The following is a 22732-nucleotide window of genomic DNA, read 5'->3' as shown; positions in this document are numbered from 1 at the left end:
TCTCCCCGGGTTACGGATACCCGTTATTCGATTTCAATACGTTTGATTTTCATGCCGTCGTCAGCGATCACCCGCACATTGCGGCCGCCGCATTTCGGACAAAGCAGCACGTCGGGGCGGAGCAGACGGATATCTTTCTGGCAATCGTGACACCAGCTTTGCGCCGCGGGCGTATCGAGATGCAACGCGCAGCCTTCGGCCAGTGTTTCCCGACATGCCAGCTCAAAACAAAATTGCAGCGCTTCCGGCTCGACGCAGGAAAAAGCCCCAATTTCCATCCATACCGCGGTTATTCTCCGCGCATTATTTTGCTGGCCAAATTCCTGCATTATTTCCACGGCATTCTGGCAAAGCGTTATTTCGTGCATGATTTCCCCTCCCGATGGAGTCAGATAAAAGGACATCTGCAATATTAATGCCAGAGTTCATCACGTTTATTAAAAGGACGGGCTTTCCCGGTGACGGAATTAGTGCGTCAAAACTGTCGAAATAAGGTGTCATCGACACATTATTTATTCGCCCGCATTGAGCCACCAACAGGCAAAAAAAACCTAAGTCACTGATTTAAAATCATTAAGAAAATAAACATCTAAACTGGCACGCTTTATGCCCTTAGAGAGTTATGCGCCATTTTTTTGTCGTCACGGGGCGATGAAAAATGACACTCACGCACAACACAATAACAGGGTATGACATGAGCACTCTCAGCGAACTGACCACGAAGGCCGATTATATTGCCAGCAAAAACAGCCATCTGAAATCACAGTGGCGCACTTACCAGAACAGCCTGATTCAGGCGGTAACCCATTCAAATAAGAAGATTAATCACGAGTTCTCCTGTGGCGAAGATCAGGACATCCGCTTCACGCTGTTCAACTATTTCACCGTCAGCATTCACCTGAGCGATGACTTTTACAGTCAGGACATCGTCTACAGCCTGAACATGGCGCACAACGGTGAAGAGCCTGATTTCAAAACCTTTGCCCACGCCGCGCTGAGCGAAGAAGGTAAGATCGACGGCACCGTGGATATCCACGATAAAAACGCCGTTCTGGAACATTATCTCAATAAGATTTCCGCGATTTATCAGTGTATTTACGACTCCCTGCACAGCAATCAGCCTATTGCGGCGCAATTAGAAAAATTACTTAGCCACGCCTGATTCATATTCAGAAATACATTATTACGCCGGTCTGACGGAAATATTTTCCCGCGTCATTTGATTACCGGTTTTTACGGGGATTAATTCCGACATAAATGTCGAAATGTCAATTTAAGTGCCGATTTCGTCACCTTTGACGAAATGAAAAGGAGACTTCATGAGTCGCGTCGCCGCCATGAATCAATATGTGATAGCCGATCCGAAATTGTGTATCGGCTGCAACACCTGTATGGCCAGTTGTTCGCAGGAACATCAGTTGCATGGCTTGCAGTCTGCGCCCCGTTTGCAGGTGATGCGCAACCGGCTGGATTCCGCGCCGGTCATGTGCCACCAGTGTGAAGATGCCCCGTGTGCGCAGGTCTGTCCGGTCAATGCCATCACCCGTCAGAACGAGGCCATTCACCTCAACGAAAGCCTGTGCGTGAGCTGCAAACTGTGCGGAATTGCCTGTCCGTTTGGCGCGATCACCTTTTCGGGCAGTTCTCCGCTGGATATTCCGCGCAACTGTAATACCTCAAAAGCGCTGCCTGCCCCGCGAGCGCCCCGTGCCGTCAGCCCGTTCCTGGATTGCGCGCCCGGATTGCGCGCCGTGGCAGTGAAATGCGATTTATGCAGTTTTAGTCCGGACGGACCGGCGTGCATCAAAACCTGCCCGACTCAGGCCATCACGCTGGTTACCGCCAGTCTGGCCGAACACAGCAGCCAGCAAAAACGCCTGAATGCGATGAACGCTTTCCCTGCCGGTTATTCCACCTTCACCACGCCTGACGCGGGGGCCAAATAATGACGGCTTTGTTTGCTTTAGAACCCGCCTCTTTGCTGGCGCTGGCGCTACTTATATGGCTGGTGAGCGGCGTGGCGGGCTGGGTATTTTCTGCCGCCGCACGGCTCAGCAGCCTGATCTCCGGGCTGGGCGGCATGCTGGCTTCTGCGGCGGTCATCGTCGCGGCTTTTGAGACCGTTCATCCTGGCGGCGCAGTGCAGACAGTGGCGTTGCCCGCGCTGCCTTTCACCGCTGAACTCAGCCCGCTGAACGGATTGTTACTGCTGGCAATGTCTGTCACGGCGCTGTTTTGCAGCTTGTACGCCTGGGCGTGGCTGGCGGGAACGACGTCGCGTAAACGTGGACGCACCGGTTTGTTATGCAACTTCCTGATGGCGGCGCTGACGGCGGCGGCGGTCGCGAATAACGCCATTGAACTGCTGGTGATGATGGAACTGGCCGCGCTGTGCGCCTACTTCCTGATTGTACAAACCGACGATGTGAAAAGCCGTCGTGCGGGTCTGAATCAGTTTTTATCCGGCCGCCTCGGCACGGTTTGCCTGATTCTGGCGTTCACGGTTTTACATCACGTCAGCGGCAGTCTGGATTTTGACGTTCTGCGCCACACCGCCTTCCCGGCGGGCACAAAATCACTGGCCTTCCTGCTGGCGCTGGCGGGCTTCGGGCTTTACGCCGGGATTATTCCGCTGCACGCCTGGGTGCCGCAGTCGCATTCCAGCGCACCGGCGCATGCCGCAGCGCTGTTCTCTTCCGTGCTGATGAAAATCGGCATTATTGGCATCGTAAAAGTCGGTCTGGATTTGCTCGGCGCACCGCCACTCTGGTGGGGCCTGCTGGTGTTGTTGCTGGCAATCCTGACCGCATTTATTGGCGGGCTGTACGCGCTGATGGAACACGATATCCGCCGTCTGCTGGCCTATCACACGCTGGAAAACGTCGGGATTATTCTGCTTGGCGTCGGTGGTGCGATGACCGGTGTGGCGCTGAATATGCCGGAACTGGCGGCACTGGCGCTGCTGGCCGGATTGTTCCATCTGTTCAACCACGGTCTGTTTAAAACCGCGCTGTTCCTCGGTGCCGGTGAAATTGAAATGCAGACAGGCATAAAGGATATGGAAAAGCTCGGCGGTATCGCCCGTCTGATGCCGTGGACCGCCGTGGCGATGCTTGTCGCGCTGATGTCGATGGCCGCGCTGCCGCCGCTTAACGGCTTTGCCAGCGAATGGCTGCTGTATCAGTCACTGTTCCAACTGAGCGCCGCGCCGCTGTTTATCGCACGTCTGCTTGGTCCGCTGCTGGCAGTGGGGCTCGCGCTCACCGGCGCGCTGGCGCTGATGTGTGTGGCGAAAGTTTTCGGCGTGACGTTCCTTGGCGCGCCGCGCAGTAAGGCGGCAGAAGATGCGACGCCTGCACCGCTGGCAATGACGCTGAGCAGCATTTTGCTGGCGCTGTTGTGCGTCGTTTTCGGTGTCGCCTCACCGTGGATTGTTCCGCACTTCGCCGCCGTTGCCGCGTCCGTGCTGAACGCGCCTGTTTTGCAAACCGCGCAGCACGGCGCGGTGTTCTCCCCGACCTCCGCCGTTTCCGCCCCGATGGTGGCGCTCCTGCTTTTGGGGATGCCGTTATTGCCGTGGATTATTGCCGCCGTTCTGCGCGGAGCCCGCATGCCAAACCGTTTGCGCGGCGACGCCTGGGCCTGTGGTTACGGGCACTCCGCTGACATGGTGGTTACCGCGACCGGTTTTACCCAGCCTCTGCGCGTGATGTTTGGCCCGCTGTACCGCCTGCGTCAGCACGTCATGCCCGCAAAACTGGTGAGCACACTGCATCAGGGCTGGCTCGGGGCTTTCTGCCGTCGTCTGGCGTTCATCGAACTGGCCGTGTTGCTGGTCGTGGCTTTTGCCTGAGGAACTGACTATGAATTTTCCCTTTTTGCTGAACAGCTCTCTGTGGCCGCTGGCGCTGATTCAGGCCCTCGCACTGCTGGCGATGGCTCCGTTGTTCGCCGGATTCAGCCGCGTCATGCGCGCCCGGATGCACAACCGCCGCGGGCCGGGAGTATTACAGGAATACCGTGATATCGCCAAATTACTCAAACGCCAGAGTGTGGCACCGGCAGCGTCCGGCACGGCGTTTCGCAGCATGCCGTATCTGCTGACCGGCGGGTTGCTGGTCATCGCCACTGCCCTGCCGGTGGTCACGCTGGTTTCGCCGATGGGCGCAGCGGGCGATCTGATCACCGTGATTTATCTTTTTGCCGTGGTGCGCTTTGTGTTTGCCATCGCCGGGCTGGATACCGGCAGTACGTTCACCGGCATCGGCGCCAGCCGTGAGGCGGTTTTGGGGGTGCTGGTCGAACCGATTCTGTTGCTCGGCCTGTGGATCGCCGCGCTGGTGGCGGGTTCCACCTCGCTGGGCGCGATTTCTGCCCGCGTGCTGCACTGGCCGGTATCGTCTTCCCTGACGCTCATTCTGGCCGGTCTGGCCTGCGCGTTTGCCACGTATATCGAAATGGGCAAATTGCCGTTTGATATGGCCGAAGCCGAGCAGGAATTGCAGGAAGGCCCGCTGACCGAATATTCCGGTGCCGCGCTGGGCGTACTGAAAATGGGCATCAGCCTGAAACAGCTGGTGGTGTTGCAGCTGTTTCTCGGCCTGTTCTTCCCGTTTGGGTTGGCAGAACACATCACGCCGGTGGCAATGCTGACTGCCGTGGTGCTGAGCCTGGTGAAGCTGCTGATCGCCGTTTTTCTGGTGGCGATTATCGAGAACAGCGTCGCCCGTCTGCGTTTTCTTAAAACCTCCCGCACCACATGGGCGGGCTTCGGGCTGGCATTTCTGGCGCTGGTTTCCTGGCTGGTCGCAGGCTGACCTGACATTTTTCTTATCCCGCCACGGTGGGAAGAGGCTTTGCAATGAGTGAGTTCAATACCGCATTAAATCAAAACCCGGTCGGCAAACATTATCTTGCCGCGCTGGCGAAGCAGTTCCCGTCAGCGATTTTAGGCAGCGAATGGCAGACCGATACGCAGGCGACGGTGACCATTAAGCTGAACGCGCTGCCGGAAGTGGTCGAGTGGTTGTATTACCAGCAAGGCGGCTGGCTTTCTGTGTTATTCGGCAATGATGAACGCACGCTGTGCGGCAACTATGCGCTGTATTACGTGCTGTCGATGGAACAAGGCGTGAAGTGCTGGATCACTGTGCGCGCCGAAGTGGATCCGGTTTCTCTGGAATTCCCGTCCGTGACGCCGCGCGTGCCCGCAGCAGTCTGGGGTGAACGCGAAGTTCGCGATATGTACGGTTTGCGCCCGGTCGGGTTGCCGGACGAGCGTCGTCTGGTGCTGCCGGATGACTGGCCGGATGATCTCTATCCGCTGCGCAAAGACTCAATGGATTACCGTCAGCGCCCGGCTCCGACCACCGACGACGAAACCTATCCGTTTATTTCGCAAGCCAAAGAAGGCAGCAAAATTGTGCCGATTGGCCCGCTGCACGTCACGTCTGACGAACCCGGACATTTTCGTCTGTTTGTCGATGGCGAAGACATTATCGATGCTGATTACCGTCTGTTTTACGTCCATCGCGGCATGGAAAAACTGGCCGAAACCCGCATGGGCTATAACGAAGTCACCTTCCTCTCCGACCGTGTGTGCGGCATCTGCGGCTTTACTCACAGCGTGGCGTATACCTCGTCGGTGGAAAATGCGATGGGGATTGTGGTGCCGGAACGCGCCCAGATGATCCGCTCAATTTTGCTGGAAGTAGAACGTCTGCACAGCCATTTGCTGAACCTCGGGCTGGCCTGCCATTTCGTCGGTTTTGACTCCGGCTTTATGCAGTTTTTCCGCATCCGCGAGCAGTCGATGAAAATGGCCGAAATCCTGACCGGTGCACGCAAAACCTACGGCATGAACCTGATCGGCGGGATCCGCCGCGACATCTTAAAAGACGACATGATCCAGACGATTGCGCTGGCGGGCAGCATGCGTCGTGACCTCGGTGAGCTGGTGGATATTCTGCTCAGCACGCCGAATACCGAACAGCGCAGCGTCGGCGTCGGCATTCTGGATCCGCAGGTCGCACGTGATTTCAGTAACGTCGGCCCAATGGTGCGCGGCAGCGGCCACCGCCGTGATATGCGTCTGGATCATCCTTATGCCGGTTACGCCAAACTGCCGTTTGAGATTTGCAGCGAAACCGGCAACGACGTCTATTCCCGTCTTAAAGTCCGCATCCACGAAGTTTATAACGCCCTGAATATGATTGAGTTTGGCCTGCAAAGCCTGCCGGGCGGCCCGCTGGCGGTGGAAGGGTTTACCTATATTCCGCACCGTTTTGCCCTCGGTTTCGCCGAAGCGCCGCGCGGCGACGACATTCACTGGAGCATGACCGGCGACAATCAGAAGCTGTTCCGCTGGCGCTGCCGTGCGGCGACCTACGCCAACTGGCCTACGCTGCGCTACATGCTGCGCGGCAATACGGTGTCCGACGCTCCGCTGATCATCGGCAGCCTCGATCCTTGTTATTCCTGCACCGACCGCATGACCGTGGTCGATGTGCGTAAGAAAACGAGCATCGTCGTGCCTTACAAAGAGATCGAGCGTTACGGCATCGAACGCAAAAATTCGCCGCTTTAAGGAATCACTTAAATCATGCTGAAACTGATTAAAAAAGTGCTGAAAACGGGCACAGCCACCGTGGGTTATCCGTTCACGCCGCTGGATCTGGCGCCAAATTTTCGCGGCAAGCCACAGTACACCGCGCAGCAATGCATTGCCTGCGGTGCCTGCGCTAACGCCTGTCCGTCAAACGCGCTGACCATGACCACGGCAGAAGACGGTGAAACCCTGCGCTGGCAGTTGTTTTTAGGCCGCTGCATTTTCTGCGCCCGCTGTGAAGAAGTTTGCCCGACGGCGGCCATTAAGCTGTCGCAGGAATTTGAACTGGCGGTATGGCGTAAAGAAGATCTCTACGAAACGGCGGATTTTCCTGTCTGCCATTGCCGTGAATGCGGCAAACCGTACGCCGTGCAAAAGGAAATCGACTTCGCGCTCAGCGTGTTGCAGGAAAGCGCGGCGCTGAGTGACCGGCAAATCGCCGATCGCCGCGTGCAGTACGAAACCTGCACGTCATGCAAAAAAATGCACAGTCTTTCTTCTACCGACCGTATCGATATCGGCCGCCATATGACCACGGAGGCCCATTCATGAGTCATAACCCGATTGCACCGCGCGACGAAAATGGCCTGCCGGTACCCGTCACGCTTGACGAAAGCATCGCAAAACTGAAATCCACTCTGCTGCACAGCATCCGCCGCTCCGCCTACGTTTACCGCGTGGACTGCGGCGGCTGTAACGGCTGTGAGATTGAGATTTTTGCGGCGATTTCACCGCTGTTTGACGCCGAACGTTTTGGCATCAAAGTCGTCCCGTCCCCGCGCCATGCCGACATTCTGCTGTTCACCGGCGCGGTCACCCGCGCCATGCGTATGCCCGCACTGCGCGCCTGGGATTCCGCACCGGATCCGAAAATTTGCATTTCTTACGGGGCTTGTGGCAACAGCGGCGGCATTTTCCACGACCTTTACTGCGTCTGGGGTGGCACCGACAAAATCGTGCCGGTCGACGTGTATATTCCGGGCTGCCCGCCGACACCGGCTGCCACCATTTACGGCTTCGCGATGGCGCTCGGGTTACTGGATCAAAAAATCAAAGGTCAGCAGCACGACGCCGCAGCAGCCGAACCGGCAGAATTACTGCATCCGGATCTGCCGCAGCCGTTGCGGGTGTTACTCGACCGTGAAGCGCGCCGCATGGCCGGTTACCGATATGGCCGCCAGATTGCCGATGAGTTTATGAATATCGTTGCTGCCCCCGGCCTGCAACCGGTGGAGCAACGGGTTTCAACCTACCTCAGTGAACGCGGCGACCTGCGCCTCACGGAAATTGTCGGCAACCTGCAACAGATTTATCAGCAGGTTCTGCGCGGAGAGGTGCGTCTGTGATGACCTCAGGAAACGACCAGCGCTACGCGCAGCATCAGCCTTTTTCCGGCCATCAGTCCGAAAAGAACAAAGTGATTTTTTACTCGCTGAGCAGCAAATTTGTCGACGAGAAAAGCGCGCAAAAGCGCAGCTCGCAGAAAGTGCAGGAAGTGGTGTATTACAGCCTGGCCATAGGCCATCACCTCGGGGTGATCGACTGCCTGAAATCCCGTCTCGAATGCCCGCTCACCGGCTACCAGCAATGGGTCAGTTGCCTGCCCGAACAGGGCGAAGCCTACCGTAAACTGGCAGGCGTGCAGCGTTTTGGTGAAATCAATATCGACAGCAGCCACACCCATTTACTGGCGCTGGCACTGCGCGATGCCCGCCCCAAAATGAATGAAGAACAGCAGGGCTGGAGCGACCAGCTCATCGCCCTGCTCGGACAAATCGAAAGCGACCCCGCGATGTACCTGATGGTCAGGAGATACGATGCCTGACTCAACTTCCCGCTACGCGCTGCTGTGCGTGGGCAACAGCATGATGGCCGATGACGGCGCCGGGCCCCGGCTGGCAGAACTGTGCGCAGAAAAACCGCTCAGCGGCTGGACGGTGGTTGACGGCGGTGCCGCGCCGGAAAACGACATCGGCTATTTGCGCGAGCTGCGCCCGACGCATCTGGTGATCGTGGACGCCACCGACATGGGGCTGATGCCCGGTGAGATGCGCATTCTCGAAGAAAGCGACATCGGCGAAATGTTCATGATGACCACCCACAATTTGCCGCTGACGTTTCTCATGCAGCAGCTGCGTGAGGATATCCCGCAAATCACGTTTGTCGGCATTCAGCCGGACGTTGTCGCGTTTTATTACCCGATGAGCGAGGCCGTGGAACAGGCCGTCATCCGTTTGCATCAGCTGTTACCGGCGCTGGAACAGGGTATGGGCATCGCGCCTTTTCAGGCCGAAACCGCCTGACCTTGCTGTCGACATAACTGTCGACGCGGTGACGACACAGACATGACGTCAGTGACACGCGTCGTCATCGGCAGGCAAGAGAACCATTAACTAATTGAAATACAGCTATAAAAATTAAAATCTAAAACTGGCATGGTTTATGTATTACCTGTTCAGCAATGTCGTCAGGCCGGTGTCATCCGGCTCCATAAGAAAATCCGGAATCAGGAGATTTACATGAACCGGTTCATCATCGCCGACCCTAAAAAATGCATCGGCTGCCGTACCTGTGAAATTGCCTGCGTCATGGCGCACAGCGATTCTCAGGATATCTCGCTGCTGAATGCCGCCACGTTCGCCCCGCGCCTGCACGTCATTAAAGGCGTGAACCTCAGTACGCCGGTGATGTGCCGCCAGTGCGAAGACGCGCCCTGCGCCAACGTGTGCCCGAATGGCGCGATCCTGCGCACCGGCGACCACGTTCAGGTCATGCAGGAACGCTGCATCGGCTGCAAAACCTGCGTCGTCGCCTGCCCGTATGGCGCGATGGAAGTGGTCACCAAACCGATTTTCCGCCAGAACGGTGCCGCAATGGTTGCCACGTCGGACAAAGCCGAGGCGCATAAATGCGACTTGTGCCACAACCGCGCAGAAGGCCCGGCCTGCATGGAAATCTGCCCGACCAAGGCGCTTTACGCCATCGACCGTAATCACTTACAGGAAATGAACGCAGAAAAACGCCGCCGCGCTGCGCTCGACAGCACATCTCCCCTGCTGTTTTAACTCCGGATAGAGGAAGTAATCACATGAAAAAAGTCACCACTGTCTGCCCGTATTGCGGGGCTGGCTGTAAATTGAATCTGGTTGTGGATAACGGAAAAATCATTCGCGCCGAAGCCGCCAACGGCGTCACCAACCAGGGCGAACTCTGTCTGAAAGGCTATTACGGCTGGGATTTCCTTAACGATACCAAATTGCTGACCCCGCGCCTGACGCAGCCGATGATCCGTCGCCAGAAAGGTGGAAAATTTGAAGCCGTCAGCTGGGATGAAGCCATTCGCTATACCGCGCAGCGCCTGAAAGAAATCAAACAAAAACACGGCCCGCGCGCCATCATGCACACCGGTTCTTCCCGCGGTACCGGCAACGAAACCAACTATGTGATGCAGAAATTTGCCCGTGCGGTCATCGGCACCAATAACGTCGACTGCTGCGCCCGCGTGTGTCACGGCCCGTCCGTCGCCGGTTTGCAGGCAACGCTCGGTAACGGCGCGATGAGTAACTCCATCGGCGATATCGAGAATTCAAAATGTCTGCTGGTGATCGGCTATAACTGCGCGGACTCCCACCCGATCGTCGCGCGCCGCGTGATCAAAGCTAAAGAAAAAGGCGCACAGATAATCGTCTGTGACCCGCGCCGCATCGAAACCGCACGCATTGCCGATCAGCATTTGCAAATCAAAAATGGCTGCAACATGGCGCTGGTGAATGCATTCGCCCATGTGCTGATCGAAGAAAACCTGTATGACCACGATTACGTGGCGAAATACACCGAAGGCTTCGAGGAATACCGCAAAAACGTGGCCGGCTATTCACCGGAAGCGGTTGCAGAACAAACCGGCGTTTCAGCACAGCAAATCCGTCAGGCGATGCGCACCTACGCCGCTGCACCTTCTGCCACCATCATGTGGGGCATGGGTGTGACTCAGTTTGGTCAGGCCGTGGATGTGGTGAAAGGGCTGGCCGGGCTGGCATTACTGACCGGTAATCTGGGCCGCGCCAACGTCGGTGTCGGGCCGGTTCGCGGACAGAATAATGTGCAGGGTGCCTGCGATATGGGCGTTCTGCCGAATGAATTCCCCGGCTATCAGGCCGTCACCGACGCAAAAGTTCGTGCGAAATTCGCCGATGCGTGGGGCATTGACGTTAACCAGATGGACGCTGAAGTCGGCCACCGCATCACCGAAATCCCACACCTGGCAATTGAAGGTCACGTGAAAGCCTACTACATCATGGGCGAGGATCCGTTGCAGACTGAAGCTGATTTAGGTCTGGTGCGCAAAGGCTTCGAGGCACTGGACTTTGTGGTTGTGCAGGACATCTTCATGACCAAAACGGCGGAACAGGCTGATGTCATTTTGCCTGCCACGTCATGGGGCGAACACGGCGGCGTGTTCTCTTGTGCCGACCGCGGCTTCCAGCGTTTTGAGAAAGCCATCGAACCGAAGTACAACGTCAAACGCGACTGGGAAATCATCAGCCTGCTGGCGACAGAACTCGGTTATCCGATGCATTACAACGACAACCAGGAAATCTGGGACGAAATGCGTGAGTTGTGCCCGCTGTTCTACGGCGCAACCTACGAAAAAATGGGCGAACTTGGGCACGTTCAGTGGCCTTGTACCACCCTCGAAAGCCCGGGAACGCAGTACCTTTACGCCGATAATCGCTTCGATACGCCAACCGGTAAAGGCCAGCTGTTTGCCGCACCGTGGCGCGCTCCGGCAGAAGTGCCGGATGACAGTTATCCGCTGGTGCTGTGTACCGTTCGCGAAGTCGGCCATTATTCCTGCCGTTCAATGACCGGTAACTGCGCCGCTTTGCAAACGCTGGCCGACGAACCGGGCTTCGTACAGATGCACCCACAGGACGCCGAAGCACTGGGCATCCGTGACCAGCAACTGGTCTGGGTCGCCTCACGCCGCGGCAAAGTCATTTCACGCGCCAACTTCAATGAACGTATCAATATCGGCGCGGTGTACATGACCTATCAGTGGTGGATTGGTGCCTGTAACGAACTGACGCAGGACAATCTGGATCCTGTTTCCAAAACGCCGGAAACCAAGTATTGCGCCGTTAACGTTCAGCAGATTGCCGATCAGCGCTGGGCGGAAAACTACGCACAGCAAACCTACAGCGACATGAAGGCGCGCCTGCGCAGTGCCGTTGAGGATGTAATCCCGGTGGTGGAAGTTTAGTTTTCCCCTCCCCTGCGAAGGGGGAGGTTTTTAAGCTCCCTCCCCTCTCACGAGGGGAAGGTTGGGATGGGGTATGGGTCTGAACGGTCACAATCTCAGTTGCCTGCTAAACCCCCTCCCAACCTACCCCTTCGCAGGGGGAGGAGCGCACCCAAATCCCTCAAGATTCGATGAGGCTGTATGTTTGATTCTTACGTGATTCGTATCTGCGGCAAGGTTCAGGGCGTCGGTTTCCGGCCTTTTATCTGGCAACTGGCGGACCGGATGCAGCTTCGCGGCGAAGTGTGTAATGACAGCGCGGGCGTGGAAATCAGACTTTTTCAGCCGGTGGATATCGACGCGTTTATCGCTCAGGTAAAACGCGAATGTCCGCCACTGGCGCGCATCGACAGCGTGAGTGTGGGTCATTTCGACTGGCAAACTCCCCCGCACAATTTCTCCATCACAATCAGTCGCCGCCAGCAGATGAGCACCCAGGTGGTGCCCGACGCGGCGACCTGTCCGGAATGTCTGAAGGAAATCACCTGCCGCGGCGACCGCCGTTTCGGCTATGCCTTCACCAACTGTACGCATTGCGGCCCGAGGTTCACGATTATCCGCGCGATGCCTTACGACCGCCCTTCCACCTGCATGGCGGAATTCATGCTGTGCCCGGCATGTTTGCAGGAATACCAAAACCCGGCCGACCGGCGCTTTCACGCACAACCGGTCGCCTGCCCGGACTGCGGGCCACAAGTGCGTGTCACGCGGCAAAACGGCGAAACGCTGGCGCAGGGAAATGCAGCGCTCAGTTGCGCCGTAGCCGCGTTGCAGGCGGGTGAAATTATTGCGATCAAAGGGCTGGGCGGTTTCCATCTGGCATGCGATGCCACACAACAGAGTGCAGTTATGCGGTTGCGGGAACGTAAAAACCGCCCGTCAAAACCGCTGGCGGTGATGCTGCCGGATACCGGCTGGCTGGCGCAATGCAGCCGTGAAGACAGCCCGCAGTGTGCGTTGCGCGAAATGCTCAGTTCCCCTGCCGCGCCGATTGTGCTGACGGAAAAAAACGCCAACTCGCCTTTATGCGCCGCCATTGCGCCGGAACTGGATGAAGTCGGATTGATGCTGCCGTTTACGCCGTTACATCATTTGCTGATGCAGGCCTGGGGTACGCCGCTGGTGATGACGTCGGGGAATGCCGCGGGGCGTGCGCCGGTTTTAAATAATGACGATGCACTTCGTCAGCTCGGCAAAATTGCCGACGTCTTCCTGTTGCATAACCGCGACATCGTTCAGCGCGCCGATGATTCACTGGTTCGCCTGACGCCGCAGGGCACCGAAGTTCTGCGTCGTGCGCGAGGTTTTGTGCCGGACGCGCTGCCGCTGCCCGCCGGTTTCGATACCCAGCGGCCGGTGCTGGCGCTGGGCGGTGATCTCAAAAACACGTTCTGTCTGGTGCGCGACAATGAGGCCATTCTCAGCGCGCATTTTGGCTCGCTGGCAGACAGTGATATTGCCCGGCAACAGCAGCAGGCGATTGAACATTTTCAGCAGCTTTATGAATGCACGCCGGTGGCGATTGCCCGCGATGCGCACCCGGCTTATGTCAGCCACGCGCAGGCTGAAAACCACGGAATACGGGTGGTTGACGTATTTCACCATCACGCGCATCTCGCGGCGTGTCTGGCAGAAAACGGCTGGCCGCTGGACGGCGGAAAAGTCATCGGGCTGGCGCTGGACGGGTTGGGTTACGGCATTCCGGCGGGCAAAACAGGGGCGCTGTGGGGCGGTGAATGTTTGCTGGCGGATTATCTGCATTGCGAACATTTAGGAGGTTTACCTGCCGTCGCGCTGCCCGGCGGCGACCTCGCGGCGCGTGAACCTTGGCGCAATTTGCTGGCGCAGTGGCAGGCTTTCGTGCCCGGCTGGCAGTCGCTGCCCGAAGCGCGGGTGCTGTATGAACATCCGTGGCTTCCGCTGTCGAAAGCCATCGCCGCCGGAGTGAATTCGCCGCTGGCCTCTTCCTGCGGGCGACTGTTTGATGCCGTCGCTGCCGCGCTCGGCTGCGCACCGGCGCAACTGAGCTGGGAAGGCGAAGCCGCCTGCCGGCTGGAGACGCTGGCTCACCGCGCGGAAGGCATTTCGCATCCGGTTACGCTCCCGCTGTGCCATACATCCGGTGGTGTTTTTCTGGATTTAGCCACTTTCTGGCAGCAGTGGCTCGCCTGGCAGGCACAGCCTGCTGCACGGGCTTTCGCTTTTCATGACGCACTGGCGCAGGGTTTTGCCGCCCTCGCCCGTTTTCATTGTGCCCGCACCGGTATCCGTACCGTCGCGCTCGGCGGCGGTGTTTTGCATAACCGCCTGCTGCGCCAGCGTTTGCACCATCATCTGTCGCCCTTGCGGGTGCTGATGCCGCAAAACATTCCGGCCGGTGACGGCGGGCTGGCGCTGGGTCAGGCCGTGGTCGCCTGTGCGCGCCTTCAGTTCTCTTCTTTTATTTCTGCTTCTGTTTCAGCTTTTGTTGCAACTTCTTTATCAAAACAATAAGGATCCCCATGATTAGCCGTGACATTTTCCACACACACCGCCGCGCTTCCTGGCTTTTGACCGGTCTGGTGGCTATTAATTTACTGGCCTGGGCCTGGGCATTTCTGGTGTTTCGTCATCATGCGGCACTGATGGCGGCGGCGTTGCTGGCTTACGGCTATGGCCTGCGGCACGCAGTCGATGCGGATCATATTGCGGCTATCGATAACGTGACCCGCAAGCTGATGCAGCAGGGTCAGCGGCCGGTAGCGGTCGGGGCATTTTTCTCGCTCGGGCATTCCAGCATAGTGGTGCTGGCCTGCGTCGCGATTGCCGCCACATCGCTGGTTTTCGGTAATAAAATCGGCTGGCTGCATGATTATGGCAGCACCATCGGCACGCTGGTTTCTGCACTGTTTTTACTGATGATGGCGCTGTTGAATGCGCTGATTTTACGGGACGTATATCGCCGTTTTCAGAAAGTAAAACAGGGGCAGACTTTCACGGATAAAGAAGAGCTGAATCAGGTTCAGGGCGGCATCATGAGCCGGATTTTCAGTTTCTCGTTTAATCTGGTGAATAAAAGCTGGCAAATGTATCTGGTCGGATTTTTGTTCGGGCTGGGGTTTGATACCGCCACGGAAATTGGTCTGCTGGGCATTTCCGCAGCGGGCGCGTCTTCCGGGATGTCAGTCTGGAGTATTTTGATTTTTCCTGCGCTGTTCGCCAGCGGCATGGCGCTTGTCGACTCGCTCGACAATTTTGTTATGGTGGGCGCGTACGGCTGGGCATTTGATAAACCGGTTCGCAAGCTTTATTACAATATGACCATTACGGCCACCAGCGTATTTATCGCCCTGTTTATCGGCGGGCTGGAAGCACTCGGACTGATGGCGGACAAGCTGGATTTGCACGGCGCATTCTGGCGCGTTGTCGGAGAACTCAATGACAATATGGGTAGCGTCGGGTATGCCGCCGTGGCAATTTTTGTGGTGTTCTGGGGCATTTCCGCCCTCAATTATCGCCGCAAAGGCTACGACAGTCTGGCGGTATAGCCCGGTAAACGCGGTCAGAATTACGCGTCATTGGGCAGCGTCAGCTGTTTTTCCAGCCGCAGTTTATCGCCGTCAGTGACCGTAATCATGATTTGTGTTTTGCCGCCGGGCTGCACGGCAAAACGCATTTGCCCGAGTGGCTGCGCCTGGCTGGCGGAAAGATTCATGTTCTGGCTCTGGCGGCTGATGCTGGTTCCGGCGGTGCTTTCTTGCGAAACGGACACCGCCACCTGACAGGCGCAGGCTTTGGTGAGACTGACCATCGGCGTTACGGTGTAGGTTTGGGCGTCATTATGGGTGTCGAACCAGAGCTGGTTGGACATCACGGCGGCAATCAGAAGTAAGTGCATCACATTTATCCTCTGGATCCAGTCGAAAAAAAACAGGGCTCGTGCCCTGTTTTTATAGCACCTCCCCCGTGAAAGCGGGAGGAGACGATCAGTTCTGGTTGGCGTAAGCCAGGTTACCCGTACCAACCTGGGTAATGCTGGTCAAAGTACCGTTAGCACCTTGTGAAGCCTGAGCGTAGTTACCTGAACCATTCTGGGAAACCAGAATTTTACTGGCGTTAGCACTCTGAGATGCATTGGTGGTGTTGTAATCACCTTTCTGCACGACGCTGAGCAGGCTGCCGTCGCCGGTCTGATTGGTGCTGGCAGTATTTCTGTAACCATTCTGGTCAATACTGGTCAGAGATTTTTGCGCACCAGACTGAGTGGCGTTTGCCAGGTTAGACGTTCCCTGTTGGTAAATCTGAATTTCAGAATTCCACTGGGTGGCCGTGAATGTCGGCACCGTTGATGGTGGATTTGACGGAGGAGGATTGCCATGGCCATTACCACCACCGTAACCCCCTGCAAATGCACTGCCACTGACGACTAAAGCGGAGACTGCCACAATTTTCCAAAGTTTCATGATGCTACCCCATTGGTTTAATATCGGATGTCATGTCATAAGAACGTGTGTTTGTTAATGCTGTGTCACTCTAATCGCCATTCCTGACGAGTTTTGTACGACACCGCTGCTCTGGTTCGTACCATTCTGGCGAATTTCCGTCACACTCCGGCCTTTTTGCAGAATGTAAGCCGTATTGCCAAAATTTTGTTGCGTAATGGATGCATCCCCGCCGCCGTTTTGCGATATGTAGGCAAAATTATCGCTGCCGCTTTGGGAAATATCAGCGTTATTCCCATTACCTCTCTGATTTACCACCGCGGTATTTTCTGTACCTATTTGACGAATAACGATTGAACTCCCGGAACCCGTCTGATTGGTATAGGCCGTATTACTATTACCGTTCTGGTAAATCGTTGATGAATTCCCTGATGAATTTCTCGCGCCAGCAAAATATTGCTCAGGACTATCAGAGTTTAAATCTGAATACCCCATGTCAGATTGTTGTGCGTGAACGACCCAGGATATGGAAAGCAACGCCAGGGTCAGTAATGTCTTCTTCATTTCGTCACCTTTTTAAATCCGGCGCCAGGTAATATGCTCACCGGTTTTATTGCTGCTGACGAATTGATTATGGTGTTTCGTCCGAATAAGAAACTCACCCGCACGTCGTATTTTAATTCTCAGCTTCATCAAAAAGTATGAGAATGCACTTCTCATGCGGATTGACCAGAACATTACAGTAAAAGGTCAGCGCCGCTAATCTACCCCATGGCATTAATCCTAAACTGCTTAAAAACAGACCTGCAAATAATCACACAAATGCAACTATTCTTAATCGGCTACTGACATTCATTTGGCGATAAAAGAGATCTTTCGCACATTTCCAACCCTTAACATTGCTCGTAAAGACCCTTTTAAGCTTGCTTCGCCCCGCATTCTCTGGTCGCAAAAGGGCTTTAGTAAAGCCTCACCTAAGCTAAATCAAATGTATGAGAGGCTGATATTGGGTTTATTAACGATGAATCATGCAGACCGTTGCTGTTTCAGGAGGGATATTTGCGTTAAGTAATCCTTAAATTCGCAGCCTTAACAAGGGTGAACGTTAAGATTGTGTAAGGGCATTACTTAAATTCCCTTTAAGCTGGGCGCTGTAAAATTAATGCAATACATAAAGAAAACTTTATACATTTTGCGTTACATTTTGAAACATAAATAAGCCTTGCGTAAGGGAAACCAAAAGCTAAATTGAGTCTGTACCGCACATAAAACGACCTGAAATATTATGTGCATCAGGTTGTGTATAATTTCATTTTTTAGATATACACAGCAAACATACAGCTATAGATTTAGCAAAATAAAATCACAGTCTATTTTCTGCCTGTTTTAATTAGCAGGTAATGGCCGGCTGTGGCGATAATAAATCAGGGCAGGGTTTCATTATGAGTAATGAAGCAGCAATCAATAATAATATTCTCTTATTAGTGACCAAACCATCATTACAAGCCAGTGCTTTATTGCAGCAATTAAAACAACAACTTTACGTGAATACCCGGTTGCACAATATTCATAAGTTACTGGAGGATCAGTATCTTCAGGAGACATTAATTCTCTTCGATATGATGGAAGCTGATCGCCGGACCATTGAGTCCTGGCAGTCTGCCATTAACCGCTATCACAGCAGCGTGAAGTTATTACTGCTGAATACGCCTGATAATTACCATTTCCGTGAAATTGAAACCTGGCCAAGGATCAGCGCCGTTTTTTACCTTTCGACCGATGAAGAGCATCTGGTGGAAGGCATCAGAAGCGTGATCCGCGGGGAATGCTACTTCTCCCAGGGGTTCGCCAGCTATCTGATCAATCAGTCCGGCGCTTTCCGCCATCTTCACAGTGAAGACACCGGTCTGACCCACCGTGAAAAAGAGATCCTGAATAAGTTACGTGCTGGTGCGTCAAACACGGAAATCGCACGTCTGCTGTTTATCAGCGAGAACACCGTCAAAACACATCTTTATAATTTATTCAGGAAAATTTCCGTCAAGAACCGTACTCAGGCGGCTTCCTGGGCTAATGACAATCTCAAGCGCTGACATCATGACTCCTTGTATGAAATCGTTCTGGCTCTGGCTGGCGCTGCTTTGTTCTACCTGCATACATGTCCAGGCCGCTGATGTACGGGATCCGGGGTTGATTACCGACCGCACAGTGACGTCGGTGGGTCACGATTTTTATCGTGGTTTTACCGACCGCTGGGATCAGAACTACCCGGAAACCATCACTATTTCAGAAAGACCCAGCGCCCGCTGGGGCAGTTGGATCACCATAAAAATAGGTCAGGACACCTTGTATCAGACTCTGCTGTTTCCGAACCGTCGCAATTTTAATAAGGACATCGATACCGCCATTGCCGGGGTCACGGAAGCCTTATCACGGCGGCAGTTAGACAAAGCACTACTTGGCACCGGGGATCTCGCCCATGACGAATTTTAATGCACAGCCTCTTTTAAGGAGAGCATCGTGAATATTCCAGTCTCTGTCCCACGTTCGGTGATGCTGCTGGCATTGCTGACGGCGTCCCCGTTGTCCTGGGGCGGCAATATGGTTTTCCAGTTCATCAACCCGAATTTCGGCGGCAACCCGAATAATGGTGCGTTTCTGCTCAATGAGGCGCAGGCGCAAAACTCGTATAAAGACCCCGATGCGTATGATTTCGGTACGTCCAGTACTTCAGCGCTGGATAACTTTACCGCGTCTATCCAGTCGCAATTACTGGGCAGTCTGATGGGTAACGTGAATCAGGGGAAACCGGGGCGGCTGGTGACACAGGACTTTATTGTGGATATCCAGAATACCGACGGTCAGCTGGTGATGAATGTCACCGACCGCAAAACCGGCAAAATTTCCACTATTCAGGTTCAGGGTTTGTCTGCAACGACTAACTGATTCCGATGACCAATAAAAACAGGAACAACATCATGCGCAGCTATTTATTACTCATCGCAGTTTTTGTGCTGAGCGGGTGCCTCACAGCAGCACCGAAAGAAGCCGCCAAACCCACATTATTGCCGAGAGCACAAAGTTATACGGATCTGACGCATCTCCCGTCACCACAAGGGCGAATTTTTGTCTCGGTTTACAATATTCAGGATGAAACGGGCCAGTTCAAACCGTATCCGGCGAGTAACTTCTCGACGGCGGTGCCGCAGAGCGCCACGGCCATGCTGGTTTCCGCATTGAAAGATTCGAAATGGTTTATTCCTCTGGAACGTCAGGGGCTGCAAAACCTGCTGAATGAACGCAAAATCATCCGTGCCGCACAGGATAACGGCAGCGTCGCTATCAATAACCAGCGCCCGCTGTCCTCTCTGGTGGCCGCGAACATCCTGATTGAAGGCTCGATCATTGGCTATGAAAGCAATGTGAAATCCGGCGGGATCGGGGCACGTTATTTCGGCATCGGCGCCAGCACGCAATATCAGCTGGATCAGATTGCGGTGAACCTGCGCGCGGTCGACGTCAATACCGGGGAAGTGTTGTCATCGGTAAATACCAGCAAAACGATTCTGTCTTATGAAGTGCAGGCCGGGGTGTTCCGCTTTATCGATTACCAGCGTCTGCTGGAAGGCGAACTCGGTTACACCACCAACGAACCGGTGATGCTGTGCCTGATGTCGGCCATTGAGTCGGGTGTGATTTATCTGGTGAACGACGGTATCGACCGCAATCTGTGGCAGTTGCAGAATCCTTCGGATATCAATTCTCCGATCCTGCAGCGCTACAAAAACAGCGTTGTCCCCACCGAATCCTGATGTCGGTGGTTGGCGAAGGGAAGTGGCTGGTTGAAGCCACTTCCCTTCTTTTTTAAGACGCTTCTGCTTTCACTGTCTGCCGGTAATTGGTGACGCGCTTTTTGTCCTCAAGATTAAAGTCCGGATCCAGGTAAATACTGACCCGTTTTATCAGCAAATCCTCGAACACAAACACCGTGCAGAAATGATGGCGGCCCGCTTCGGACGTCGGCCAGCGGTCGCCGTTTTGCATCACGCCGCGCATCTGTCCTTCCAGCACAATGGTGTCGCCATCACTCAGAAAGGCGAAAGCATCCTGAATATGCTGAATTTTGTCTATCTCCAGCGCAAAGCGTTTACCCAGCTCTCCCAATGACGATTTACCCTGGGCGGTACCAAATTTCGGGAAGAACAGCACGACGTCTTCGGCAAAGAGATCTAACAATGAAGCATCAGCCTGATCCAGTTTGGCGTAGAAATTCTTAACGATTTCAATGCGTTTTTCTTTCAGTTCGTGTTCAGCCATTTTCACCTCGAAATTCTCCATCCAATAGTTAATCCTAGTGACTGCCGCTGATTTTGCCAGTTATGCGGTGAAGCTCACAAAATTGCCGGCACCGTTCTGAGAAGAGTTTTCTGCACTCAGCCGCGGAATTCTCTACACTGACAAGCATTTTCTGATCATGTCCCCTTACACTTTGGAGAGTCACGGATGCCTCAGTTCAACCGGGCAGGAAGCGCAATGCACCCTGTTCCTTCGCCCGCACGTGCTTTTATCATGGCGATATGCCTGTTGCAGGGCCTGCTGCTGTATTTCTTTTTCTCTGCCCCGGAAACACCCGCGCTAATTCGCTTTACGCATAATATCTACGGGCAAACTATGGCACTGGTATTACCGGTGCTGATTTCGCTGGCGGTCACGCGGCTGAAAGACGGCCGGTTCTGGGCAAGTATTGTCGTGTTCACCCTGCTGCTGGCCGGTCTGGCGGCGTGGGCAAAAAGTAATATTTTTGGAAATATGACGGACAGCATTCTTGTTCCGTTCCAGCTGTCACTGGGGTTGCTGACGTTCTTTATTTTGCCGTGGCTTCAGGTTCAGGTTTTCCCGCCACAGACGCGCTACCGCTACATCCATCTGGCGGCCTGTTATAGCCAGAATATTCTGTGCGTGATGTTAACCGTTCTGCTGATGCTGCTGGCCGTTGCGGTGGTCGCGCTGTGGGCGGCGCTGTTCCGGCTGATTGGCATCGACTACTTCCACCAGCTGTTTTACGATACGCCGCTGGTCGGCTGGCTAGTCTACGGCGTACTGCTGGGCATCAGTATTGTCACCTGCCGCACCCAGTCTTCGCTGATGAATACAACGCGAAACATCATCCGTTTCATCCTGAAAGGCCTGCTGCCGCTGGTGGCCTTCATCGCGCTGATATTCCTGTTTGCGCTGCCGTTTACAGGCCTGAACGCGCTGTCTCAGGCGTGGTCGGCGGCAAGTCTGCTGACCACCATGGCATTGAGCGTGCTGATCCTGGTGAATGTAGTGCGGGAAACGGACAGCCCGGTGAAGCCTTATCCGCGCGCCATCCGGCTGATGGTCAACGCGGCGATTTTGCTGCTGCCGGTGTATGCCGCGCTGGCGCTGTACGCCACCGGTCTGCGCGTCTTACAGTACGGCTGGACGCCGTCGCGGATCTGGGCGATGCAGATTATTGTCGTCACGCTGATTGCGTCGGTTTGCTACAGTTTTTCCGTTATTGATAAGCGCCCGGACTGGCTGCCGCGCATTACGCAGTTCAACAAACCGCTGTCGCTGCTGGTGGTTTTGCTGGTGATTGCCTGTAACAGTCCGCTGCTGGATCCTTACCGCATCAGCGTGAATAGCCAGATTGCGCGGCTGGACAGCGGGAAAACGCAGGCTAAAGATCTCTCGCTGAATCTGCTGCGTTTCGACACTGGCCGCCGGGGTAACGAAGCGTTGGAGAAGCTCCTGCAGCACCCGGCATTCACCAGCGATCCGCGTTTGCAGGCGGAGTTGAAAAACAGGATGGCGCAGACGTCCCGCTGGGGCGCTTACAGCGTAAAAGATGCGGAAAACGCCGCAAAAAACTACCGGATTGAAGACGCAAAAAAACAGATCCTGCTGGCCAAAGGTGCGACGCAGCCGGATGATTCCTGGTGGAAAAGCCTGCCTGAGCTGGAAAATTACCGCAGTACGCTGCGCGATTGTCTGAGCCTGGAGGGCGCGTGCATCATCAATACACTGGATCTGAACAACGATAAGCAGAAAGAGATTTTCTTCTGTAATACGTTTGATACGCCGCCCATCAACTGCCGGATTTTCGCCCGTCAGGCCGGAAAATGGGCACAAACCGGAGAGCTTTATCTGTATGAAGGGAAGGATAAAGACGCGCTGATTCAGGCGCTGCGTAACGGGGAGGTCAGGCCTGTGCAACGAAAATGGGCCGACGTGCAGATCGACGGCAAGCGTCGGGTGATCCACTACAACAGCGATAACGAGTGATTTTCCCCTGCACCCGTCATATTGACTTCTTCGGTCAATATGACGGGTAAAGTGAACAATTTGAGCGGTAATGTCATTTTTAAGACGACGTATCGC

General features: G+C 54.9%; 23 protein-coding genes. 18 read left to right on the top strand and 5 right to left on the bottom strand.

The annotated features are described in order from the left end of the window. Window positions 1-23: 23 nt before the first annotated feature. Window positions 24-368 (bottom strand): hydrogenase maturation nickel metallochaperone HypA, encoded by a 345-nt coding sequence (gene hypA / locus ACLBVC_RS06105; RefSeq protein ID WP_410148894.1) that lies wholly within the window; start codon window positions 366-368, stop codon window positions 24-26. A 326-nt stretch (window positions 369-694) separates the two neighbouring features. Between hypA and hycA the strand changes: the two genes are divergently transcribed. From hycA to ACLBVC_RS06040, 13 genes are all read left to right on the top strand, one after another. Beyond that, complete coding sequence (hycA, locus tag ACLBVC_RS06100; protein WP_195816255.1) at window positions 695-1162, top strand: formate hydrogenlyase regulator HycA; 468 nt, start codon at window positions 695-697, stop codon at window positions 1160-1162. 175 nt (window positions 1163-1337) lie between these two features. After that, window positions 1338-1946, top strand: a complete 609-nt coding sequence (locus tag ACLBVC_RS06095) for a 4Fe-4S dicluster domain-containing protein (protein ID WP_410149149.1) — start codon at window positions 1338-1340, stop codon at window positions 1944-1946. Beyond that, window positions 1946-3853: a proton-conducting transporter transmembrane domain-containing protein gene (locus tag ACLBVC_RS06090; RefSeq protein ID WP_410148893.1), complete on the top strand. Its 1908-nt coding sequence runs from the start codon at window positions 1946-1948 to the stop codon at window positions 3851-3853. Before ACLBVC_RS06095 ends, ACLBVC_RS06090 begins: the two co-directional genes overlap by 1 nt. Before the next feature lie 10 nt (window positions 3854-3863). Further along, the gene (locus ACLBVC_RS06085) at window positions 3864-4817 is read left to right on the top strand and encodes a respiratory chain complex I subunit 1 family protein (protein WP_410148892.1); all 954 of its coding nucleotides are present in this window, start codon (window positions 3864-3866) and stop codon (window positions 4815-4817) included. 44 nt (window positions 4818-4861) lie between these two features. Next, the gene (locus ACLBVC_RS06080) at window positions 4862-6586 is read left to right on the top strand and encodes a hydrogenase large subunit (RefSeq protein ID WP_410148891.1); all 1725 of its coding nucleotides are present in this window, start codon (window positions 4862-4864) and stop codon (window positions 6584-6586) included. A 15-nt stretch (window positions 6587-6601) separates the two neighbouring features. Beyond that, a complete protein-coding gene (locus ACLBVC_RS06075; RefSeq protein ID WP_410148890.1) occupies window positions 6602-7159 on the top strand; it encodes a formate hydrogenlyase complex iron-sulfur subunit in 558 nt (185 codons plus the stop codon). After that, window positions 7156-7953, top strand: a complete 798-nt coding sequence (locus ACLBVC_RS06070) for an NADH-quinone oxidoreductase subunit B family protein (protein WP_410148889.1) — start codon at window positions 7156-7158, stop codon at window positions 7951-7953. Before ACLBVC_RS06075 ends, ACLBVC_RS06070 begins: the two co-directional genes overlap by 4 nt. Beyond that, window positions 7953-8432, top strand: a complete 480-nt coding sequence (locus ACLBVC_RS06065) for a formate hydrogenlyase maturation HycH family protein (protein WP_410149148.1) — start codon at window positions 7953-7955, stop codon at window positions 8430-8432. Before ACLBVC_RS06070 ends, ACLBVC_RS06065 begins: the two co-directional genes overlap by 1 nt. Further along, the gene (gene hycI, locus ACLBVC_RS06060; RefSeq protein ID WP_410148888.1) at window positions 8425-8910 is read left to right on the top strand and encodes a hydrogenase maturation peptidase HycI; all 486 of its coding nucleotides are present in this window, start codon (window positions 8425-8427) and stop codon (window positions 8908-8910) included. Before ACLBVC_RS06065 ends, hycI begins: the two co-directional genes overlap by 8 nt. A gap of 216 nt (window positions 8911-9126) precedes the next feature. Beyond that, window positions 9127-9672, top strand: a complete 546-nt coding sequence (gene hydN / locus ACLBVC_RS06055) for an electron transport protein HydN (protein WP_410148887.1) — start codon at window positions 9127-9129, stop codon at window positions 9670-9672. A 23-nt stretch (window positions 9673-9695) separates the two neighbouring features. Then, window positions 9696-11867, top strand: coding sequence for a formate dehydrogenase subunit alpha (gene fdhF, locus ACLBVC_RS06050; RefSeq protein ID WP_410148886.1), 2172 nt, complete (start codon window positions 9696-9698; stop codon window positions 11865-11867). A gap of 180 nt (window positions 11868-12047) precedes the next feature. Then, the gene (hypF, locus tag ACLBVC_RS06045; RefSeq protein WP_410148885.1) at window positions 12048-14399 is read left to right on the top strand and encodes a carbamoyltransferase HypF; all 2352 of its coding nucleotides are present in this window, start codon (window positions 12048-12050) and stop codon (window positions 14397-14399) included. An 8-nt stretch (window positions 14400-14407) separates the two neighbouring features. After that, window positions 14408-15433 (top strand): HoxN/HupN/NixA family nickel/cobalt transporter, encoded by a 1026-nt coding sequence (locus ACLBVC_RS06040; protein ID WP_410148884.1) that lies wholly within the window; start codon window positions 14408-14410, stop codon window positions 15431-15433. 20 nt (window positions 15434-15453) lie between these two features. Here the strand turns inward: ACLBVC_RS06040 and csgC are convergent, their stop codons facing one another. The 3 genes from csgC to ACLBVC_RS06025 all read right to left on the bottom strand — a co-directional run bounded on the left by csgC (window position 15454) and on the right by ACLBVC_RS06025 (window position 16891). Continuing rightward, entirely contained in the window at window positions 15454-15783 is a 330-nt protein-coding gene (csgC, locus tag ACLBVC_RS06035; protein WP_410148883.1) for a curli assembly chaperone CsgC, read from the bottom strand. An 88-nt stretch (window positions 15784-15871) separates the two neighbouring features. Next, window positions 15872-16348 (bottom strand): curli major subunit CsgA, encoded by a 477-nt coding sequence (csgA, locus tag ACLBVC_RS06030; protein WP_410148882.1) that lies wholly within the window; start codon window positions 16346-16348, stop codon window positions 15872-15874. Window positions 16349-16402: 54 nt separating this feature from the next. After that, window positions 16403-16891 (bottom strand): curlin, encoded by a 489-nt coding sequence (locus ACLBVC_RS06025; RefSeq protein WP_410148881.1) that lies wholly within the window; start codon window positions 16889-16891, stop codon window positions 16403-16405. A gap of 878 nt (window positions 16892-17769) precedes the next feature. Here ACLBVC_RS06025 and csgD point away from each other — a divergent pair. From csgD to csgG, 4 genes are read left to right on the top strand one after another with little or no spacing between them, the layout of a single operon-like run. Continuing rightward, complete coding sequence (gene csgD, locus ACLBVC_RS06020; protein ID WP_410148880.1) at window positions 17770-18420, top strand: biofilm master transcriptional regulator CsgD; 651 nt, start codon at window positions 17770-17772, stop codon at window positions 18418-18420. Window positions 18421-18436: 16 nt separating this feature from the next. Then, window positions 18437-18820, top strand: coding sequence for a curli production assembly/transport protein CsgE (gene csgE / locus ACLBVC_RS06015; protein ID WP_410148879.1), 384 nt, complete (start codon window positions 18437-18439; stop codon window positions 18818-18820). Between the two features lie 60 nt (window positions 18821-18880). Further along, the gene (gene csgF, locus ACLBVC_RS06010) at window positions 18881-19273 is read left to right on the top strand and encodes a curli production assembly/transport protein CsgF (protein ID WP_152324726.1); all 393 of its coding nucleotides are present in this window, start codon (window positions 18881-18883) and stop codon (window positions 19271-19273) included. A gap of 32 nt (window positions 19274-19305) precedes the next feature. After that, window positions 19306-20139, top strand: a complete 834-nt coding sequence (gene csgG / locus ACLBVC_RS06005; protein ID WP_410148878.1) for a curli production assembly/transport protein CsgG — start codon at window positions 19306-19308, stop codon at window positions 20137-20139. A 52-nt stretch (window positions 20140-20191) separates the two neighbouring features. Here csgG and ACLBVC_RS06000 read toward each other — a convergent pair whose 3' ends face one another. Continuing rightward, window positions 20192-20644, bottom strand: coding sequence for a nuclear transport factor 2 family protein (locus tag ACLBVC_RS06000; RefSeq protein WP_410148877.1), 453 nt, complete (start codon window positions 20642-20644; stop codon window positions 20192-20194). A gap of 216 nt (window positions 20645-20860) precedes the next feature. Between ACLBVC_RS06000 and ACLBVC_RS05995 the strand changes: the two genes are divergently transcribed. Further along, on the top strand, window positions 20861-22636 hold the full coding sequence (locus tag ACLBVC_RS05995; protein WP_410148876.1) for a DUF4153 domain-containing protein: 1776 nt from the start codon (window positions 20861-20863) through the stop codon (window positions 22634-22636). The last annotated feature ends 96 nt before the right edge of the window (window positions 22637-22732 follow it).

The sequence above is a fragment of the Rahnella selenatireducens genome (assembly GCF_046449555.1).
Taxonomy (GTDB): domain Bacteria; phylum Pseudomonadota; class Gammaproteobacteria; order Enterobacterales; family Enterobacteriaceae; genus Rahnella; species Rahnella selenatireducens.
This window is presented reverse-complemented; position numbering and strand designations above follow the sequence as displayed.

What these genes read in the sequence shown, in the direction of transcription:
- hypA (WP_410148894.1), bottom strand. Translation starts at nt 368, where the DNA reads ATGCACGAAATAACGCTTTGCCAGAATGCCGTGGAAATAATGCAGGAA.
- hycA (WP_195816255.1), top strand. Translation starts at nt 695, where the DNA reads ATGAGCACTCTCAGCGAACTGACCACGAAGGCCGATTATATTGCCAGC.
- ACLBVC_RS06095 (WP_410149149.1), top strand. Translation starts at nt 1,338, where the DNA reads ATGAATCAATATGTGATAGCCGATCCGAAATTGTGTATCGGCTGCAAC.
- ACLBVC_RS06090 (WP_410148893.1), top strand. Translation starts at nt 1,946, where the DNA reads ATGACGGCTTTGTTTGCTTTAGAACCCGCCTCTTTGCTGGCGCTGGCG.
- ACLBVC_RS06085 (WP_410148892.1), top strand. Translation starts at nt 3,864, where the DNA reads ATGAATTTTCCCTTTTTGCTGAACAGCTCTCTGTGGCCGCTGGCGCTG.
- ACLBVC_RS06080 (WP_410148891.1), top strand. Translation starts at nt 4,862, where the DNA reads ATGAGTGAGTTCAATACCGCATTAAATCAAAACCCGGTCGGCAAACAT.
- ACLBVC_RS06075 (WP_410148890.1), top strand. Translation starts at nt 6,602, where the DNA reads ATGCTGAAACTGATTAAAAAAGTGCTGAAAACGGGCACAGCCACCGTG.
- ACLBVC_RS06070 (WP_410148889.1), top strand. Translation starts at nt 7,156, where the DNA reads ATGAGTCATAACCCGATTGCACCGCGCGACGAAAATGGCCTGCCGGTA.
- ACLBVC_RS06065 (WP_410149148.1), top strand. Translation starts at nt 7,953, where the DNA reads ATGACCTCAGGAAACGACCAGCGCTACGCGCAGCATCAGCCTTTTTCC.
- hycI (WP_410148888.1), top strand. Translation starts at nt 8,425, where the DNA reads ATGCCTGACTCAACTTCCCGCTACGCGCTGCTGTGCGTGGGCAACAGC.
- hydN (WP_410148887.1), top strand. Translation starts at nt 9,127, where the DNA reads ATGAACCGGTTCATCATCGCCGACCCTAAAAAATGCATCGGCTGCCGT.
- fdhF (WP_410148886.1), top strand. Translation starts at nt 9,696, where the DNA reads ATGAAAAAAGTCACCACTGTCTGCCCGTATTGCGGGGCTGGCTGTAAA.
- hypF (WP_410148885.1), top strand. Translation starts at nt 12,048, where the DNA reads ATGTTTGATTCTTACGTGATTCGTATCTGCGGCAAGGTTCAGGGCGTC.
- ACLBVC_RS06040 (WP_410148884.1), top strand. Translation starts at nt 14,408, where the DNA reads ATGATTAGCCGTGACATTTTCCACACACACCGCCGCGCTTCCTGGCTT.
- csgC (WP_410148883.1), bottom strand. Translation starts at nt 15,783, where the DNA reads ATGCACTTACTTCTGATTGCCGCCGTGATGTCCAACCAGCTCTGGTTC.
- csgA (WP_410148882.1), bottom strand. Translation starts at nt 16,348, where the DNA reads ATGAAACTTTGGAAAATTGTGGCAGTCTCCGCTTTAGTCGTCAGTGGC.
- ACLBVC_RS06025 (WP_410148881.1), bottom strand. Translation starts at nt 16,891, where the DNA reads ATGAAGAAGACATTACTGACCCTGGCGTTGCTTTCCATATCCTGGGTC.
- csgD (WP_410148880.1), top strand. Translation starts at nt 17,770, where the DNA reads ATGAGTAATGAAGCAGCAATCAATAATAATATTCTCTTATTAGTGACC.
- csgE (WP_410148879.1), top strand. Translation starts at nt 18,437, where the DNA reads ATGAAATCGTTCTGGCTCTGGCTGGCGCTGCTTTGTTCTACCTGCATA.
- csgF (WP_152324726.1), top strand. Translation starts at nt 18,881, where the DNA reads ATGCTGCTGGCATTGCTGACGGCGTCCCCGTTGTCCTGGGGCGGCAAT.
- csgG (WP_410148878.1), top strand. Translation starts at nt 19,306, where the DNA reads ATGCGCAGCTATTTATTACTCATCGCAGTTTTTGTGCTGAGCGGGTGC.
- ACLBVC_RS06000 (WP_410148877.1), bottom strand. Translation starts at nt 20,644, where the DNA reads ATGGCTGAACACGAACTGAAAGAAAAACGCATTGAAATCGTTAAGAAT.
- ACLBVC_RS05995 (WP_410148876.1), top strand. Translation starts at nt 20,861, where the DNA reads ATGCACCCTGTTCCTTCGCCCGCACGTGCTTTTATCATGGCGATATGC.